Source organism: Rathayibacter sp. Leaf248, assembly GCF_920939495.1.
In the GTDB taxonomy this organism is placed as follows: domain Bacteria; phylum Actinomycetota; class Actinomycetes; order Actinomycetales; family Microbacteriaceae; genus Rathayibacter; species Rathayibacter caricis.
In genome coordinates this window covers 2,686,531-2,702,098 of record NZ_CAKLAV010000001.1, presented here as the reverse complement: position 1 = coordinate 2,702,098, position 15,568 = coordinate 2,686,531, and the positions used below count along the sequence as shown (strand labels likewise).

Below are 15,568 nucleotides of genomic sequence, written 5' to 3'. Positions count from 1 at the left end.
GAAGAGGACTCATGAAGCAGCGCGCACTCGGCGACATCACCGTCGGCGCGATCGGCCTCGGCGGCATGCCGATGTCGATCGAGGGCCGCCCCGACCGCGACCGGTCGATCGCCACGATCCACGCGGCGCTCGACGCCGGCGTCACCCTGATCGACACCGCCGACGCCTACCACCTGGGCGGCGAGGACGACCTCGGACACAACGAGCTGCTGATCGCCGAGGCGCTGCGCGGCTACGGCGGCGACACCTCCGGAGTGCTCGTCGCCACGAAGGGCGGGCACCTGCGCCCCGAGCCCGGCGTGTGGACGCAGGACGGCCGTCCCGAGCACCTGAAGGAGGCGGCGCGCGCGTCCGCGCAGCGCCTCGGAGTCGAGGCGATCGGGCTGTACCAGTACCACCGGCCCGACCCCTCGGTGCCGTACGCGGACTCGATCGGAGCGCTCGTCGAGCTGCTCGACGAGGGCGTGATCGTGCGCGCCGGCATCTCGAACGCCGACCCGGCGCAGATCCGGGAGGCGCACGGGATCCTCGGTGCGCGCCTCGTCTCGGTGCAGAACCAGTTCTCGCCGTCGTTCCGCTCCAGCGAGCCGGAGCTCGAGCTCTGCGCGGAGCTGGGCATCGCGTTCCTGCCGTGGAGCCCGCTCGGCGGCATCTCGTCGGCGGCGGAGCTGGGCTCGCGCTACTCGGCGTTCGCGACCGTCGCCGAGGCGCACGGAGTCTCACCGCAGGTGGTCTGCCTGGCGTGGGAACTGGCGAAGGCGCCGATCGTGCTGCCGATCCCGGGCTCCTCGCGTCCCGAGAGCATCCGCGACTCGGCGACCGCGGCCGACCTGGAGCTGACCCCGGAGGAGCTCGCGTCGCTCGAGTGAGTGGCGGGCCTCGATACGCCCCTCCGGGGCTACTCGACCAGCAGACTGCTTGCTGATCGAGTAGCCCGCGCAGCGGGCGTATCGAGATCCACCACCGCCGGACTTGCTGGCGGGGCTACTCGACCGACACCGCGGACGGTGACGGCAGCGCCGACACGAAAGCGCGGGCCGCCGCGGTCGGCCGTTCCGGAACCGCCACCATCGTGCGCCAGACGAGCAGCGGATCCTCGAGCGGTACCGCGGTCAGCGCCTCGGGCCGCTTCTCGGCGAAGTGCGCCGGCACCACCGCGACGCCCATGCCGTAGCCGACCAGGTCGAGCAGCGTGTGCACGTCGTTCACCTCGAGCTCGATCTCGAACGCCAGACCGTGCTCGGCGAACGCCTGCGCGGCCAGGTGGCTCGCGCCCCAGTGCCCCTGCAGCCCCACGATCGTCTCGCCGACGAGATCGTGCACGCGGCACACCGCGCGGTCGGCGAGCGGATGATCGGGGTGCGCCAGGACCGCGAAGCCCTCGCTCGCGAGCGGCAGGGTCCGCACGCCCGCGGGCGTCGCTCCGATGTCGGCGACCAGCGCGAGATCGAGACGGCCGGCGGCCACCGCGTCGAGCAGCGCGCCGGACCCGTCGTGCGTCAGCCGCAGCGCGACTCCCGGATGCTCGCCGCGGAACGTCGCGAGCTCGCGCGGCAGGTGCACGCCGCCCAGGCACTCCTCCGTGCCGACCGCGAGGCTCCCGCGCAGCACGCCCTGCACCGCCCGCACCGCGTCGCGCGCGGCGAGGGCGCTCGCCACCGACCGCTCCGACTCTTCGAGCATCGCCCGGCCGGCGGGCGTCAGCTCCACGCGCCGGGTGCTCCGGGTGAACAGCGGACTGCCGAGCTCGCTCTCGAGCGCGCGGATGGAGGCCGACAGGCCCGACTGCGAGATCTGCAGCGCGCTCGCGGCGCGGGTGAAGTGCTGCTCCTTCGCCACGGCGAGGAAGTGTTCGAGCTGACGCAGTTCCATGGGTCCATCTTCGCCGCGCGCGGGGGCCGGCGGGGACCGCGGGCTCAGACCGGGGCCGAGACCGCGATCACGACTCCTGTGAGGGACGAGCGGAGCCGCTCGAGGCTCTGGTCGTCGGAGTCGCCGTCGAGGAGGGACTGCTTCACCGCGCCCTCGTAGCTCGCCAGCACGAGACGGACCGCGACGGTCGGCTCCAGCGCGAACCTCCGGCCGACCTGCTGCAGCGCCGAGCCGATGATGTCGACCAGGGAGGCGTCGAAGCGCGCCCGGAACCCGCTGTAGCGCGGCGCGATCGCCGGGTCGCGCAGAGCCAGCAGCTCGAACTCGGCCTGCACCAGGCACCAGCGCCGGTCGTCGTCGAAGGGGCCGTGCAGGAAGTCGAGCACCACCGCGCCGAGCGCCTCGGCGGTCAGCGGCTCCGCGGTGCCGGCGAGCTTGGGCAGCGTGCGGCCCATCTGCTCGACGAGCCCGGCGAGGCGGGCGCCGTTCTCGCGCTCCATCAGGGCGAAGAACAGCTCCTCCTTGCTGGTGAAGTTCGAGTAGAAGGCGCCGCGCGTGAAGCCGGCCCGCTCCGAGACCTGCTCGACCGAGGCCGAGTGCACGCCGGTCTCGGCGAAGACGTCGTAGGCCGCGTCGAGCAGCCGCTCGCGGGTGCGGCTGCGGCGGGAGGACTGCTCGGGAGCGTCGATCACGGTCATTCCTGGATCCTCTCCGAGAGCTGTCACGGGGCGTTGAGCGGAATCACTGTATCGGATACGTTCCTGTATCGGATACATTCGTGTATCGGGTACACCGTCGTATCGTCCTCCTCCCCTCGATCATCAGGAGACCGCGTGTCGTCGCTGCTCTACCGACTCGGGCGATGGGTCTACCAGGCCCACCGTCTCGTCGCCGTCCTCTGGCTCGCCGTCGTCGTGCTCGCGGGAGGCGGCGCCGTGCTGCTGAACCAGGGCACCGACAACAGCTTCTCGATCCCGGGCACCGAGTCGCAGACCGCGCTCGACCAGCTCGAGCGCACGTTCCCGCAGGTCAGCGGTACGTCCGCTCGCTACGTCGTCGTCGCTCCGGACGGCGGCAGCGTGGAGGACGCGGACATCACCGGGCCCGTCGGCGACGCCGTCGCCGCGCTCACCGGCATCGAGGGCGTGGCCGCGGTCACCGATCCCTACTCCGACACCGTCGAGGGCACGATCTCGGACGAGGGGAACGCCCTCGTCATCACCGCGCAGATGGAGGGGTCCGCCACCACCACCTCCGAGGAGGCCCGCGACGCCCTCCAGGCCGAGGCGACGACCCTCGAGGACGCGCTGCCCGCCGGCTCCGTCGTGTCGCTCGGCGGCGACCTCTTCTCGCAGAACCTGCCCGGAGTGACGATCACCGAGGCCATCGGCCTCATCGTCGCCCTCGTGGTCCTGGTCCTGACCTTCGGCTCGTTCCTGGCCGCCGGCATGCCGCTCGTCACCGCTCTCCTCGGCGTCGCGCTCTCGATGTCGGCCATCTTCATCGCGACCCGCTTCGCGTCGATCTCGTCGACGACTCCGCTGCTCGCCCTGATGCTCGGGCTCGCCGTTGGCATCGACTATGCCCTCTTCATCATCAGCCGCCACCAGGACCAGCTGAAGCAGGGCATGCACCCGGAGGAGTCGACCGCCCGCTCGGTCGCGACCGCCGGCTCCGCGGTGGTCTTCGCCGGCCTCACGGTGATCATCGCGCTGGTCGGCCTGTCGGTCGCGAACATCCCGTTCCTGACGACCATGGGCGTCGCCGCGGCGGGCGGAGTCGCGATCGCGGTGGTCATCGCCCTCACGCTCACTCCGGCGCTGCTCGGGTTCGCCGGCGAGCGCCTGCGCCCGAAGGAGCGCCGCGCGAAGAAGAAGGCGGCGGCCGCGAAGCAGGTCGCCGGCGCCCATGCCGACTCCGAGGTCGAGCCCGACTCGCTCCCCGCCTCTCCGGGCACCCACGTGCACGCCGAGGTGCCACGCGGCTTCTTCCGCGGCTGGGTCCGCGCCGTCACCCGGTTCCCGATCGTCACGATCATCGCCGTGATCGGCGTGCTCGGAGTCGCGAGCATCCCGGCGCTGAGCCTGCGCCTCGCACTGCCGGACGCCGGCTACCAGGCCGAGGGCACGCCCGCCCGCGAGACCTACGACCTGCTCGCCGAGAACTTCGGCGCCGGCTACAACGGCCCCCTCATCGTGACGGGCACCATCATCGGCTCGACCGACCCGCTGGGCCTGATGGCCGATCTCAAGACCGAGATCGAGGGCCTCGACGGCGTCGCCTCGGTGCCGCTGGCCACCCCCAACGAGACCGCCGACACCGGCATCATCCAGGTGATCCCCGAGGGCGGTCCGGACTCGGAGGCGACCAAGGCGCTGGTCGCCGAGATCCGCGACAGGCACGACTACTTCCAGGAGGAGTACGGCGTCGACCTCGCAGTGACCGGCCAGACGGCGGTCGGCATCGACATCTCGGACACGCTCGCGAACGCCCTGCTGCCGTTCGGCATCCTGGTCGTCGGCCTCTCCCTCGTCCTGCTGACCATGGTGTTCCGCTCGCTGTGGGTGCCGCTGAAGGCGACGCTGGGCTACCTGCTGTCGGTCGGCGCGTCGTTCGGCGCGGTCGCCGCGGTCTTCGAGTGGGGCTGGTTCGCCGACGCCCTGCACGTGGACAAGACGGGCCCGATCATCAGCTTCATGCCGATCATCCTGATGGGCGTGCTGTTCGGCCTCGCGATGGACTACGAGGTCTTCCTGGTGTCGCGGATGCGCGAGGACTACGTCCACGGACGATCGGCGCGTGCCGCGGTCGAGTCGGGCTTCGTCGGCTCGGCGAAGGTCGTCACGGCGGCCGCGGTCATCATGTTCTCGGTCTTCGCGGCGTTCGTGCCCGAGGGCGACACGAACATCAAGCCGATCGCGCTGGGCCTCGCCGTGGGCGTGTTCGTCGACGCGTTCATCGTGCGGATGACGCTGGTCCCGGCGGTCCTGCACCTGCTCGGCGACCGCGCGTGGCACATGCCGCGCTGGCTCGACCGGATCCTCCCCTCCTTCGACGTGGAGGGCGAGGGCCTGACGAAGGAGCTCGCGCTCGCCGACTGGCCCGAGCCCGGAGCGACCGACGCGATCGCCGCGGACGGCCTCTCGCTCGACGGACCCGACGGCCCGCTCTACCGCGACGTCGCCGTGCGGGTGCCGGCCGGAGCCGCGCTCGTCGTGCACGGACCGCACCGCTCGGGACGCACCGCCCTGCTGCTGACGCTGGCGGGCCGGCTGGCGCCCGACTCCGGTCGCCTCAAGGTCGACGGGCTCGTGGTGCCGATCCGCTCCTCCGCGGTGCGCGGCCGGGTCGGGCTCGTGCGCCTGGCCGGAGCCGCCGATCCGATCGAGGAGGTGCGCGCGGCGCTCTCGACGCACCCGGCGCTCCTCGTGCTCGACGACGTCGACACGGTCACCGATCCGCAGCTGCGCGACGACCTGCGGGCCGAGCTCGACGGCGCCCGGGCGCACGCGCTCGAGCACGAGCGCCCGTTCACCGTCGTCGCCTCCGCCGTCGAGCCCGACGCGCTCGACGACCTCCTCCCCTCCGACCGCGACGTGCGCGCGGTCCCGACTGCGGCCGCCGGCCGCGCGATCGCAAAGGTCCTCTGACAGATGGCTCTCTTCTCCCTCGAGCGCCCCCGCGGCGCCAAGAAGGTGTCCTGGTTCACCCTCCTCGGGATCGTCCTGGTCCCCCTCGCCATCGGCGGGCTGCTCGTCTGGGCGCTGTGGGACCCGACCCAGCGCCTCGACCAGGTCACGGCCGCGGTCGTGAACGAGGACACCCCGGTCGACCTCGACGGGCAGACCGTGCCGCTCGGGCGCCAGCTCGCGGCGGGACTGGTCACTGGCGGCACCGAGGAGACGCCGACCGCGTCCCCGACTCCCGCGCCGAACGTCTCGGGCTCGGACTCGACCTCGAACTTCACCTGGGTCCTCACCGACAAGGACGACGCGGCGGAGGGACTCGCCGACGGCTCCTACGCCACCGTGGTCACCATCCCCTCGAACTTCTCGGCGGCGGCGACCTCCTACGCGGGCGACGCGGCGGCGGCGACCAAGGCCACCATCGACATCGCCACGAGCGACAAGGCGAAGCTCGTCGACGACGCGATCTCGGCGACGGTCACGAGCACCGCGACGTCCCTCCTGAACACGCAGCTCACCACCGCGTACCTCGAGAACGTCTACGTCGGCTTCAACACGCTGAACGAGCAGATCGGGCAGGCGGCCGAGGGCGCGGGCACGCTCGCCGACGGAGCGACCGAGCTCGGCACGGGCGCCTCCTCGCTCGCCGACGGCACCAGCTCGCTGGCCGACGGCATCGACGAGCTGTCGACCGGCGCGTCGGCGCTGTCCGACGGAGTCGCGCAGCTGGGCACCGGGGCGACCGACCTGTCGGGCGGAGTGGCGCAGCTGGGCACCGGCGCGTCCGCGCTGTCGGGCGGAGTGACGCAGCTCGCCACCGGCGCGCGCGACTCGGCGACGGGCGCCGCGCAGCTGGGCACCGGAGCGACCGCGGTCGCCGACGGGCTCGACCAGTTGAGCGCGAGCACCGTCACGATCGGCGAGAGCACCCAGCAGATCGCGCAGCTCTCGGGCGGCGCCGCGCAGTCGACCGCGGGGACCTTCGCGGCGCTGCAGCAGGCCCTCGAGGGCTGCGCCGACCCGCAGTGCCTGGCCGCGAGCGGCATCGTCGCGAACGCGCTCACCGCCGCCGACGGTCCCGTCGCGCTGACCGCGACGGCGGCGGGGGCGACGCAGGCGCTCGATGCGGGGATCCGCGTCGGCACCCCCGAGGTGCCCTCACTCGTCACAGGTGCGCAGCAGGCCGCGGGCGGCGCCCGACAGGTCGCGACCGGAGTGACGTCGCTCTCGACCGGCCTCGAACAGCTCGCCGACGGGGCCGACCAGACCGCCGCCGGAGCAGCCCAGCTCTCGACCGGAGCCACGGCCGCCGCGACCGGAGCCGCCCAGCTGGCGACCGGCGCGACCTCGGCCGCCGACGGCGCCTCCGAGCTCGCCACCGGCGCCTCCTCGGCCGCCGACGGAGCCGACCAGCTCGCCGAGGGCGCCGTCGGAGTCTCGGACGGAGCCCTGCAGCTCGCCGACGGCACGCGGACCCTGGCCACCGGCCTGGACTCGGCCGTCGCGCAGCTGCCGACCTACACCGAGGCGGAGTCGCAGAACCTGGCCGACGTGGTCGCGGATCCCGTCGAGAACGCGAGCAGCTCCACGTCGCTGTTCGGGGCGTCCTCGGTGCCGTTCTTCACCACGATCGCCCTCTGGCTCGGCGCGCTGGCGTCGTTCCTGGTGCTCGCCGCGTTCTCGCACCGCGCACTGACCTCGACCCGGTCCTCCGCGGCGCTCGCCCTCTCCTCCTACGCCCCGGCGCTCGGGATCGGGCTCGTGCAGGGCCTCGCCGTCGCGATCGTGATGCAGTTCGTCGCCGATCTCGACGCCGGCTCGTTCGTCGGCTTCGCCCTGCTGTCGATGCTGGTGGGTGCGTCGTTCGCCTCCGTCAACCAGGGCCTCGTGGCACTGCTGGGTGGAGTGGGGCGCTTCCTCGCGATGCTCGCCGCGGTCATCGGGCTGGGCGCGGGCATCATCTCGACGGTGCCCGGCGTGTTCGAGGACGCCCTCGGGTTCCTGCCGCTGTCGGCCGCGCAGAACGCGCTGTCGGGCGTGGTGGAGAGCACCGGAGGCGTCGGCGGCGCGGTCGTCGGCCTCGTGCTGTGGCTGCTGTTCGGCCTGCTGCTGACGGTCGCCGCGATCGCCCGCCGCCGCGTCACCTCGGTGCGCGCCCTGGGCCGCCCCGCGGAGGCATAGGCCGGGCGGGCTCGACGGACGATCTGCAGGGGATCCGCGGGGGAACGCGCTTCCCCCCGCGTCGCAAGTCGCGGATCAGCCCGGATCCCCTGCAGATCGCACGAGCACCACTCCGGAGGCTGCACCCTCCCGGTCCCTCCTCGTACCATCTGCAGGCATTCCGCCCGGGAACACGTTTCCCACCGCGCGACCAGCAGGCATCGGAGCCGGATCCCCTGCAGCTCGCACGAACACCTGCAGATCGCACGAGGACCGCTTCGGAGGCGGCACGCAGCCGAGCAGCCCTCGTACCATCTGCAGGGGATCCGCGCGGGAACGCGCTTCCCTCCACATCGCAGGACGCGGATCCGCCCTCATCCCCTGCAGATCGCACGAGCACCTGCAGATCTCACGAGCACCTGCAGATCGCGCAGGCGCCGCTCAGCGCCTCAGGCCTCCGCGCCGTTCGCGATCTGCTCGTGGTGGTGGATGACCTCGGCGACGATGAAGCCCAGGAACTTCTCGGCGAACGCCGGATCCAGGTGCGACTCCTCCGCCAGCGACCGCAGCCGCGCGATCTGGCGCGCCTCGCGGTCGAGGTCGGCGGCCGGAAGTCCGTGCGCCGCCTTCAGCCGTCCGACCTTCTGCGTGAACTTGAAGCGCTCCGCGAGCAGGTGGATCAGGGCGGCGTCGATGTTGTCGATGCTCTGCCGGATCTGCTCGAGCTCGGCCCGGGCCTTCGACTCCTCGAGCGACGGGTTCTCGGTCATGCGTCCGACCCTAACGGACCCCGTCGACGACGAAGGCCCCCGCTCCGCGAGGAGGAGGGGCCGTCGAAAGGCGCGTCGTCAGGAGACGATCGTCAGCTCCACGGGGATGTTCCCGCGGGTCGCGTTCGAGTACGGGCACAGCGTGTGCGCCTTCTCGGCGACCTGCTGCGCCTGCTCCGGGCTCGCGTTCGGCACGTGGATGTCGAGCTCGACCGCGAGGCCGAATCCGCCGTCGTCGTTCTTGCCGATCGAGACGCTCGCCGACACGGCCGCATCGGTCGTGTCGATCTTCAGCTCCCGGCCGGCGCCGTGCAGGGCGCCGAGGAAGCAGGCGGAGTACCCGGCCGCGAACAGCTGCTCGGGGTTGGTGCCGTCCCCGGAGCCGCCGAGCTCCTGGGGCGGGCGGGTGTCGAGGTCGAGGCGGTCGTCCTCGGTGCGGACGTGACCGTCGCGTCCTCCACCGGAGGCGTGGGCGATAGCGGTGTAGAGAGCTTCCATCCCCCCATCACACCACTCGTCGCCCGTGTGCGAGGTGAACGCCGGATGCACGTCCTCCCAGTGCGCGCTGCCCGCGGCCCGAGAATCCCCGGCAGGCCGAGTATCCGCCGACGATCAAGGCGCCAGGGCGTCAACCCCCTGACAGCCCCTCCCCGCGCGGTGTGGCCTGGAGGGGCACGACCGGCGAGCGCCGGTCAGAACGGAGCAAGCATGCGCGCACTCACGTGGCAGGGCGTCGAGAAGGTCTCGGTCGAGACCGTCCCCGACCCCCGCATCCAGCAGCCCACGGACGCGATCGTCCGCATCACCTCGACCGCGATCTGCGGATCGGACCTGCACCTGTACCGCCTCCTCGGGCCGTACCTCGACAAGGGCGACATCCTCGGCCACGAGCCGATGGGCGTCGTCGAGGAGGTGGGCGCCGGAGTGACCTCGCTGTCGGTCGGCGACCGCGTCGTCGTCCCCTTCAACATCGCCTGCGGCGAGTGCTTCATGTGCCGTCGCGGACTGCAGTCGCAGTGCGAGACCACGCAGGTCACCGAGTACCAGTCGGGCGCCGCGCTCTTCGGCTACACGAAGATGTACGGCCAGGTCCCGGGCGGGCAGGCGGAGTTCCTCCGCGTGCCGCTCGCCGACTACAACACCGTCAAGGTCGGCACCGACCTGCCCGACGACCGCTACCTCTTCCTCAGCGACATCGTGCCGACCGCCTGGCAGGGCGTCGACTACGCGCAGGTCCCGGAGGGAGGCACGCTGGCCGTCTACGGGCTCGGCCCGGTCGGTCAGTTCGCCGCCCGCATCGGCGTGCACAAGGGCTTCCGGGTGCTCGCGATCGACCCGGTCGCCGAGCGCCGCGCCATGGCGGCTCGCCACGGCGTCGAGGTGTTCGATCTCACGGACGACGTGGTCGCCGAGCTGCGCGACCTGACCGAGGGGCGCGGCCCCGACTCCGTCGTCGACGCGGTCGGCATGGAGGCGCACGGTTCGCCCGTCGGGTCGCTCGCGCAGTCGATGGCCGGGCTGCTGCCCGATCCGCTCGCGCGGAAGGCGATGGACACGGTCGGAGTGGACCGGCTCGCCGCGATCCAGGGCGGACTCGAGCTGGTGCGCCGCGGCGGCACCGTGTCGCTCAGCGGCGTGTACGGCGGCGAGGCGGATCCGCTGCCGTTGAAGTCGATGTTCGACAAGCAGGTCACGCTCAAGATGGGCCAGTGCAACGTGAAGCGCTGGATCGACGAGCTGCTGCCGCTCGTCGAGGACCCGAGCGATCCGCTGGGCGTCATGGACCTCGTCACGCATCACGCGCCGCTCGAGGATGCACCGGGCCTCTACGAGACGTTCCAGAAGAAGGAGGACGGCTGCATCAAGGTCGTCCTGCAGCCGTAGGGCTCCCTTTCCGCGATCAGAACGTCGGCCAGGAGTAGGGCTCAGCCACCATCGTGGCTGACAAGCACTCCTGGCCGACGTTCTGCTCGGCCACGGCTCCGAGGCCCGTTGACGCACGAAGGCGGCGCCCCCCGCGAGGGGAGCGCCGCCGACGTGAGCGACTGCCTACTTGAAGACGTCCTTGACGTCCTCGCCGACCTTCTTGGTCGAGGCGGCAGCCTGGTCCTTCTGGCCTTCGGCCTTCAGGTCCTGGTCGTTCTTGTGGTCGCCGACGGCTTCCTTCGCCTTGCCGGCGATGTCCTGAGCGGCGTTCTTGATCTTGTCATCGAGCCCCATAGGTGGTGCCTCCTTCACTGATCGTTGAGCACGACGTTAGGCATCGAAGCTCGCTACCACCTGAACAGGGGCAGGGGGTTGCGTCCCGGCCCGGGGAGGGCCAAGCTCCGCCCCTCAGGTCGCGGGAGTCGCCGTCTCGGACGCCGGAGTGTCCGACGGCGGATTCGTGGGCGTCTGCGTCGATCCGTCGTCGGCGCTGGTCGGCACCGCGCTGCCCGACTGGTTCGGCGTCTGCGCGTCACCCGTGCAGCCGGCCAGCAGGCCGACCATCAGGGCGGACGCGCCGAGCGCCCCGAGGATCCGTCGGGCGGTCACTTCTTGCTCACCGCGTCCTTGACCGCTCCGGTGACCTTCTCGTCGATGTTGGGCTTGGGGTCGGTGCCGTAGAAGCGCGGGTCCGGCTGAGTGGCCGGCGGCATCGGCGCGCTGGTGGTCGGCCCGTCGTGGTAGCTGAACTCGCCCTTGCCGTCGGGGGTGGGGCCCGACGCCCAGGTGCCCTCCTTGGCGGCCTGCCCGTCCGAGAAGTTGAGGTACTGGTACGAGACCGAGCGCTCCTCGTTCGCGAGCGGGAAGTTCGAGGGCACCGGCAGGTCCTCCTTGCCCTCCGCGCGCAGCTCGGCGGCGGCCGCCATCCACTGGTTCTGGTGCATGGTGTCGCGGGCCAGGAGGAACGACATGAGGTCGCGCACGCCGTGGTCGTCGGTCATGTGGTACAGCCGCGCCACCTGGAGGCGGCCCTGCATCTCGGCGTTCGCGTTCGCGGTGAAGTCGGCGAGCAGGTTGCCGCTCGCGGTGATGTACGAGCCCTGCCACGGGTTGCCCATGCTGTCGACGGGGCGGGCGCCGGCGCCGGCGACGATCGCGTGCTGGATATCGGTGCCTCCTATCACCGCGGCGAGGACCGGGTCCTTCTTCATCGCGTCCTCGGACTGCTCGATCGGAGCCTTCTCGAGCAGCTGGGCGATCATCACCGCGATCATCTCCACGTGGCCGAACTCCTCGGCACCGATGCCGAACAGCAGGTCGCGGTACTTGCCGGGCTCGTGCGAGTTCCACGCCTGGAAGCCGTACTGCATGGCGACGGAGATCTCTCCGTACTGCCCGCCGAGCACCTCCTGGAACCTCCTCGCGAAGACCGCGTCGGGCTTGGAGGGCGACGCCTTGAACTGCAATTCCTGCTTGTGGAAGAACATGCTGATGGTTCCCTTTCCTCACAGATATGGGCGGGTGCGACCCCGTGTCCTCTCGACCGTAGGCAGCCCTGTTCGCGGGCCAGAAGGGGCTTGACTGCGGAGCGTTCCCGCCGCGGGACCGACGAATTGAGAGCGCTTTCCCGGCGACTCCGCAGTGCGCTCCGAGGCGCTCGACGGCAGCCCCCGTCGCACCCATTCCGGGCATCGCGGGGGCGCGATGGTAGACCTGTCCACCGCCTCAGCGCTACGCCCTTCCCGCTTCCTGGGAGCGCTGCCCAGACTGGCCACTGCCGGCGCACCGATCCCCTCGGAGCGGCCCGTCGGCACGCACACCTATTCCCCCGACTCGATCCTGGAAGGGACTGACGATGTCCACCATCGATCCCGATTCACCTCCGTTCGGCAACGGCGCGGCCAACTACGGCGCGACCGAGGCGAGCTACGACACCACGACGACCACCGGGACCACCGGCACTTCCGGGACCTCCGGCAAGGTCGACACCGCGAAGGAGGCTGTCGGCACCGCGAAGGAGCAGGCCGGCTCCGTCGCCGGCGACGCCAAGCAGGCCGCCGGTGACGTGCTCTCCACCGGCAAGCAGGAGGCGGCGAACGTCGCCCACGAGGCCAAGGTGCAGGTCAAGGACCTCCTCGACCAGAGCCGCGGCCAGCTGACCGAGCAGGCGCACGCCCAGAAGGACAACGCCGCCAAGGGCGTCCGCGCCTTCAGCGACGACCTCACCTCGCTCGCCAAGGGCGAGGGCGGGAGCAACGCCGCCACGAACCTCGTCTCGCAGCTCGCCGATCGCGCCCAGGGTGTGGCGTCGTGGCTCGAGGACCGCGAGCCCGCCGAGCTGCTGGAGGACGTCAAGTCCTTCGCCCGCCGCCGTCCGGGTGCGTTCATCCTGATCGCCGCGGCCACCGGCCTCGTCGGCGGACGCCTCCTCCGCGCGCTCACCGCCGAGGCCAAGGACGAGAAGGAGGCCACCGCCTCCACGTCGGGCCCCGAGTACAGCGCCCCCGCCGCGTCCAGCGTCGACACCGCGTACGTCGACAGCCCCTTCGTCGACGACACCTATACGGGCACCACCGGCAGCAGCTCGCTCGAGCGCGACCACCTGCCCACCGAGCCGGTCGCCGACCCGCTGAGCACGCCGCCGACCTCGACGGGCTACGACACCTTCCCCGGTGGGAGCAGGCCATGACCGACTCCACCGGAGCGCATCGCGCCGGGTTCGGCGAGCCGACCCCCGACGAACGCGCCGCGACCACCTCGCTGGGCGAGCTGCTCGGCGAAGTGTCCCGCGACCTCTCCACGCTGATCCGCCAGGAGATGGCGCTCGCGAAGGCCGAGATCAAGGAGTCCGCCGGCAAGGCGGGCAAGGGCGCAGGACTGCTCGGAGGCGCCGGTTACGCCGGCGCGATGGCCGTGCTGTTCCTCTCGATCGCCCTCTGGTGGGGCCTGGGTCACCTGATCGACAACGGCTGGTCGGCCGTCGTCGTCGCCGTGATCTGGGGCGTCATCGCCGCGATCCTCTACTCCGTCGGGCGCAAGAGCCTCAAGCAGGTGGAGGGCGCACCCGAGACGGTCGACTCCCTCAAGAAGATTCCCGAATCACTCAAGCCGAACGGGGCAGGACGATGACGTACGACGCAGCACAGAACAAGACCGCGGACGAGATCCGCGCCGACATCGAGCGCACCCGCGGCGAGCTGGGCACGGATGTGGACGCGCTGGCCGAGAAGGTCAGCCCGCACGCCATCGCGCAGCGCCAGACCGACAAGGTCAAGAACGCTGTCGGCTCGGTCCGCGACCGGGTGATGGGCACCGTGCACGACGCGACCGACTCGGTCTCGGGCTCGGTCTCCGGAGCGGGCGACTCCGTCAAGGGCGCCGCCGGCTCGGTCAAGGGCAAGGCCGAGGGCAACCCGCTCGCGGTCGGACTGATCGCACTGGGCGCGGGACTGCTCGTCGCCTCCCTCATCCCGGCGTCCAGCGCCGAGAAGCAGGCGGCGTCGAAGGTCAAGGACTCGGCCCAGCCGGTCGTCGACAAGGTCACCGACGCGGCGAAGGAGGCGGCGAGCGAGCTCCAGGAGCCCGCGCAGCAGGCCTTCGCGTCCGTCAAGGAGACCGCGACCGACGCCGCCGCGAACGTCAAGGACGCCGGCACGTCCGCGACCGAGGACGTCAAGGACTCGGCCCGCGAGGCCAAGCACGCGGTGCAGGAGAACGGACAGGCGTAGCCTCTCCCCCTCACACGAGAAGGGCGGCGGATCCTCGGATCCGCCGCCCTTCTGTGTTCCCGTCAGCCCCGCAGCGGCGGCGATCCCGCCTTCGTCGTGCGGTCGGCGAGTCCGGACAGCAGCTCGCGGAACGCGTCCTCGGCCGTCCGCGTCGGCTCCCAGCCGAGCACCTCGCGCGCCCGCTCGGTCGACATCACCGGCACGTTCGTCGCGATGTCGATCCACCCCGCGTCCGTGCGCTGCAGGCGCAGGTGCCAGGTGGCGGTGACGAGCGAGCGGATCAGACCGGTCGGCGCCGGGATCCAGCGCGCGCCGACGAGGTCCGCGATCCGCTGCGGTGTGAGCACCGGCTCGGCCGCGATGTTGAACGCGCCGCCCGCCCGGCGGTCGATCGCCCGCCAGAAGGCGTCGGCGACGTCGTCCGCGTGCACCGCCTGGAAGATCATCGTGCGCGGCAGCGGCAGCACCGGCGGCCGGATCGCTCCGAGCCACCGCGTCGGGTAGCGCGGCCCCGCGAAGAGCCCCGCGATCTCGGTCGCCGCCGCCTTCTGGAACACCAGCCCGGGCCGCAGCCGCGTGACGACGATCTCCGGATGCTCCGCCTCGAACACGTCGAGCGCCCGCTCGTTCGCCGCCTTGTGCACGCTGTAGGTCGAGGTGTGCAGCCCGCCCGTGGGCCAGCTCTCGTCGACCCGCTCCGACTTCGGAGCCGCGCTGTAGGTGCCGACGGAGGAGGCCACCGCCACCTGCCCGACCCCGCTCGCGGCCGCCGCCTCGAGTACCTTCGCCGTGCCTCCGACGTCGACGAGGCGCTGGAACGCCGGGTCGTGGCTGGGCTGGAGAGCCCACGCGAGGTGCACGACCCCGTCGACGCCCGCGAAGGCCTCGCGCAGGAGCCGCGGCGCCGCGCTCGACGCGACGTCGATCTCCTTCCACGTCGCTCCCCGGTACTCGGAGGAGTCGGGGCGGGGCGCCCGGCGCGCGATGCCGACGACCTCCACCGACTCCTCCCGCTCGAGCCGCCGCAGCAGCGCCGTCCCCAGATTGCCCGTCGCTCCGACGATCGCGATCCGCATGTCGATGTCCTCCCCCGGCCGGCAGGCGCCGCCGTGGTTCGAGGCTAGGCAGTGGTGCAGGGGTGACGCGGCGGCTTGACAGGGTGCGCCCGTCGGCGACGAGGTAGTCGCCCGCGTGTCTGACGCGCTCTCTTCCTGCTGCGCCGCCGAGACCAGCGCTGGGACGCTTCGAGCGGGATCCGGTGGAGAGCCATGAACATGGGCGCCTCGGCCGTGACCTCCCGATGAAGCGCGCTACGGAGTGGTCGACCGAGAAGGGCACGCAGACGCCACCAGTCCGATCGGTCGTCGGCGAACGCCGTCGTGACCTACCGCTCGAGGACGGTGAACTGACGATTCCGACCGACCTG

Annotated in this window: 15 protein-coding genes; 7 read left to right on the top strand and 8 right to left on the bottom strand. The window is 71.7% G+C overall.

The window, feature by feature from the left end; all coding sequences use genetic code 11:
- Positions 1-11: 11 nt before the first annotated feature.
- Positions 12-869: an aldo/keto reductase gene (locus tag LRG51_RS12875; protein WP_230673040.1), complete on the top strand. Its 858-nt coding sequence runs from the start codon at positions 12-14 to the stop codon at positions 867-869.
- Positions 870-984: 115 nt separating this feature from the next.
- On the opposite strand, the gene LRG51_RS12870 is transcribed toward LRG51_RS12875, so the two are convergent.
- Both LRG51_RS12870 and LRG51_RS12865 read right to left on the bottom strand, forming a co-directional pair.
- Complete coding sequence (locus LRG51_RS12870; protein WP_230673039.1) at positions 985-1,872, bottom strand: LysR family transcriptional regulator; 888 nt, start codon at positions 1,870-1,872, stop codon at positions 985-987.
- A gap of 44 nt (positions 1,873-1,916) precedes the next feature.
- Positions 1,917-2,570: a TetR/AcrR family transcriptional regulator gene (locus LRG51_RS12865; RefSeq protein ID WP_230673038.1), complete on the bottom strand. Its 654-nt coding sequence runs from the start codon at positions 2,568-2,570 to the stop codon at positions 1,917-1,919.
- A gap of 135 nt (positions 2,571-2,705) precedes the next feature.
- Between LRG51_RS12865 and LRG51_RS12860 the strand changes: the two genes are divergently transcribed.
- Both LRG51_RS12860 and LRG51_RS12855 read left to right on the top strand, forming a co-directional pair.
- Complete coding sequence (locus LRG51_RS12860) at positions 2,706-5,522, top strand: MMPL family transporter (protein ID WP_230673037.1); 2,817 nt, start codon at positions 2,706-2,708, stop codon at positions 5,520-5,522.
- A gap of 3 nt (positions 5,523-5,525) precedes the next feature.
- The gene (locus LRG51_RS12855) at positions 5,526-7,739 is read left to right on the top strand and encodes a YhgE/Pip domain-containing protein (protein ID WP_230673036.1); all 2,214 of its coding nucleotides are present in this window, start codon (positions 5,526-5,528) and stop codon (positions 7,737-7,739) included.
- Between the two features lie 428 nt (positions 7,740-8,167).
- Here LRG51_RS12855 and LRG51_RS12850 read toward each other — a convergent pair whose 3' ends face one another.
- Positions 8,168-8,488 (bottom strand): chorismate mutase, encoded by a 321-nt coding sequence (locus tag LRG51_RS12850; protein ID WP_230673035.1) that lies wholly within the window; start codon positions 8,486-8,488, stop codon positions 8,168-8,170.
- Positions 8,489-8,566: 78 nt separating this feature from the next.
- Entirely contained in the window at positions 8,567-8,986 is a 420-nt protein-coding gene (locus LRG51_RS12845; RefSeq protein WP_107573817.1) for an organic hydroperoxide resistance protein, read from the bottom strand.
- 210 nt (positions 8,987-9,196) lie between these two features.
- Between LRG51_RS12845 and LRG51_RS12840 the strand changes: the two genes are divergently transcribed.
- Positions 9,197-10,372, top strand: coding sequence for a zinc-dependent alcohol dehydrogenase (locus tag LRG51_RS12840; protein WP_107573818.1), 1,176 nt, complete (start codon positions 9,197-9,199; stop codon positions 10,370-10,372).
- Between the two features lie 165 nt (positions 10,373-10,537).
- Here the strand turns inward: LRG51_RS12840 and LRG51_RS12835 are convergent, their stop codons facing one another.
- The 3 genes from LRG51_RS12835 to LRG51_RS12825 all read right to left on the bottom strand — a co-directional run bounded on the left by LRG51_RS12835 (position 10,538) and on the right by LRG51_RS12825 (position 11,901).
- The gene (locus LRG51_RS12835; RefSeq protein WP_055794249.1) at positions 10,538-10,708 is read right to left on the bottom strand and encodes a CsbD family protein; all 171 of its coding nucleotides are present in this window, start codon (positions 10,706-10,708) and stop codon (positions 10,538-10,540) included.
- A gap of 114 nt (positions 10,709-10,822) precedes the next feature.
- A complete protein-coding gene (locus LRG51_RS12830) occupies positions 10,823-11,023 on the bottom strand; it encodes a hypothetical protein (protein WP_055794248.1) in 201 nt (66 codons plus the stop codon).
- Positions 11,020-11,901 carry a manganese catalase family protein gene (locus LRG51_RS12825; RefSeq protein ID WP_230673034.1) on the bottom strand — a complete coding sequence of 294 codons (882 nt, stop codon included), beginning with the start codon at positions 11,899-11,901 and terminating at the stop codon, positions 11,020-11,022. The genes LRG51_RS12830 and LRG51_RS12825 overlap by 4 nt, the downstream gene beginning before the upstream one ends.
- Positions 11,902-12,269: 368 nt before the next feature.
- Between LRG51_RS12825 and LRG51_RS12820 the strand changes: the two genes are divergently transcribed.
- From LRG51_RS12820 to LRG51_RS12810, 3 genes are read left to right on the top strand one after another with little or no spacing between them, the layout of a single operon-like run.
- Positions 12,270-13,103, top strand: a complete 834-nt coding sequence (locus tag LRG51_RS12820) for a hypothetical protein (protein WP_055794244.1) — start codon at positions 12,270-12,272, stop codon at positions 13,101-13,103.
- The gene (locus tag LRG51_RS12815) at positions 13,100-13,543 is read left to right on the top strand and encodes a phage holin family protein (RefSeq protein ID WP_055794243.1); all 444 of its coding nucleotides are present in this window, start codon (positions 13,100-13,102) and stop codon (positions 13,541-13,543) included. The genes LRG51_RS12820 and LRG51_RS12815 overlap by 4 nt, the downstream gene beginning before the upstream one ends.
- On the top strand, positions 13,540-14,142 hold the full coding sequence (locus LRG51_RS12810; RefSeq protein ID WP_055794241.1) for a DUF3618 domain-containing protein: 603 nt from the start codon (positions 13,540-13,542) through the stop codon (positions 14,140-14,142). Before LRG51_RS12815 ends, LRG51_RS12810 begins: the two co-directional genes overlap by 4 nt.
- A gap of 62 nt (positions 14,143-14,204) precedes the next feature.
- Here the strand turns inward: LRG51_RS12810 and LRG51_RS12805 are convergent, their stop codons facing one another.
- A complete protein-coding gene (locus LRG51_RS12805) occupies positions 14,205-15,218 on the bottom strand; it encodes an NAD-dependent epimerase/dehydratase family protein (protein WP_230673033.1) in 1,014 nt (337 codons plus the stop codon).
- Positions 15,219-15,568 lie beyond the last annotated feature (350 nt).

Bases quoted from the DNA above. Each gene is read 5' to 3' on its own strand.
- LRG51_RS12870 (WP_230673039.1), bottom strand. From the start codon at position 1,872: ATGGAACTGCGTCAGCTCGAACACTTCCTCGCCGTGGCGAAGGAGCAG.
- LRG51_RS12835 (WP_055794249.1), bottom strand. From the start codon at position 10,708: ATGGGGCTCGATGACAAGATCAAGAACGCCGCTCAGGACATCGCCGGC.
- LRG51_RS12855 (WP_230673036.1), top strand. From the start codon at position 5,526: ATGGCTCTCTTCTCCCTCGAGCGCCCCCGCGGCGCCAAGAAGGTGTCC.
- LRG51_RS12820 (WP_055794244.1), top strand. From the start codon at position 12,270: ATGTCCACCATCGATCCCGATTCACCTCCGTTCGGCAACGGCGCGGCC.
- LRG51_RS12815 (WP_055794243.1), top strand. From the start codon at position 13,100: ATGACCGACTCCACCGGAGCGCATCGCGCCGGGTTCGGCGAGCCGACC.
- LRG51_RS12850 (WP_230673035.1), bottom strand. From the start codon at position 8,488: ATGACCGAGAACCCGTCGCTCGAGGAGTCGAAGGCCCGGGCCGAGCTC.
- LRG51_RS12810 (WP_055794241.1), top strand. From the start codon at position 13,540: ATGACGTACGACGCAGCACAGAACAAGACCGCGGACGAGATCCGCGCC.
- LRG51_RS12875 (WP_230673040.1), top strand. From the start codon at position 12: ATGAAGCAGCGCGCACTCGGCGACATCACCGTCGGCGCGATCGGCCTC.
- LRG51_RS12805 (WP_230673033.1), bottom strand. From the start codon at position 15,218: ATGCGGATCGCGATCGTCGGAGCGACGGGCAATCTGGGGACGGCGCTG.
- LRG51_RS12845 (WP_107573817.1), bottom strand. From the start codon at position 8,986: ATGGAAGCTCTCTACACCGCTATCGCCCACGCCTCCGGTGGAGGACGC.
- LRG51_RS12865 (WP_230673038.1), bottom strand. From the start codon at position 2,570: ATGACCGTGATCGACGCTCCCGAGCAGTCCTCCCGCCGCAGCCGCACC.
- LRG51_RS12840 (WP_107573818.1), top strand. From the start codon at position 9,197: ATGCGCGCACTCACGTGGCAGGGCGTCGAGAAGGTCTCGGTCGAGACC.
- LRG51_RS12825 (WP_230673034.1), bottom strand. From the start codon at position 11,901: ATGTTCTTCCACAAGCAGGAATTGCAGTTCAAGGCGTCGCCCTCCAAG.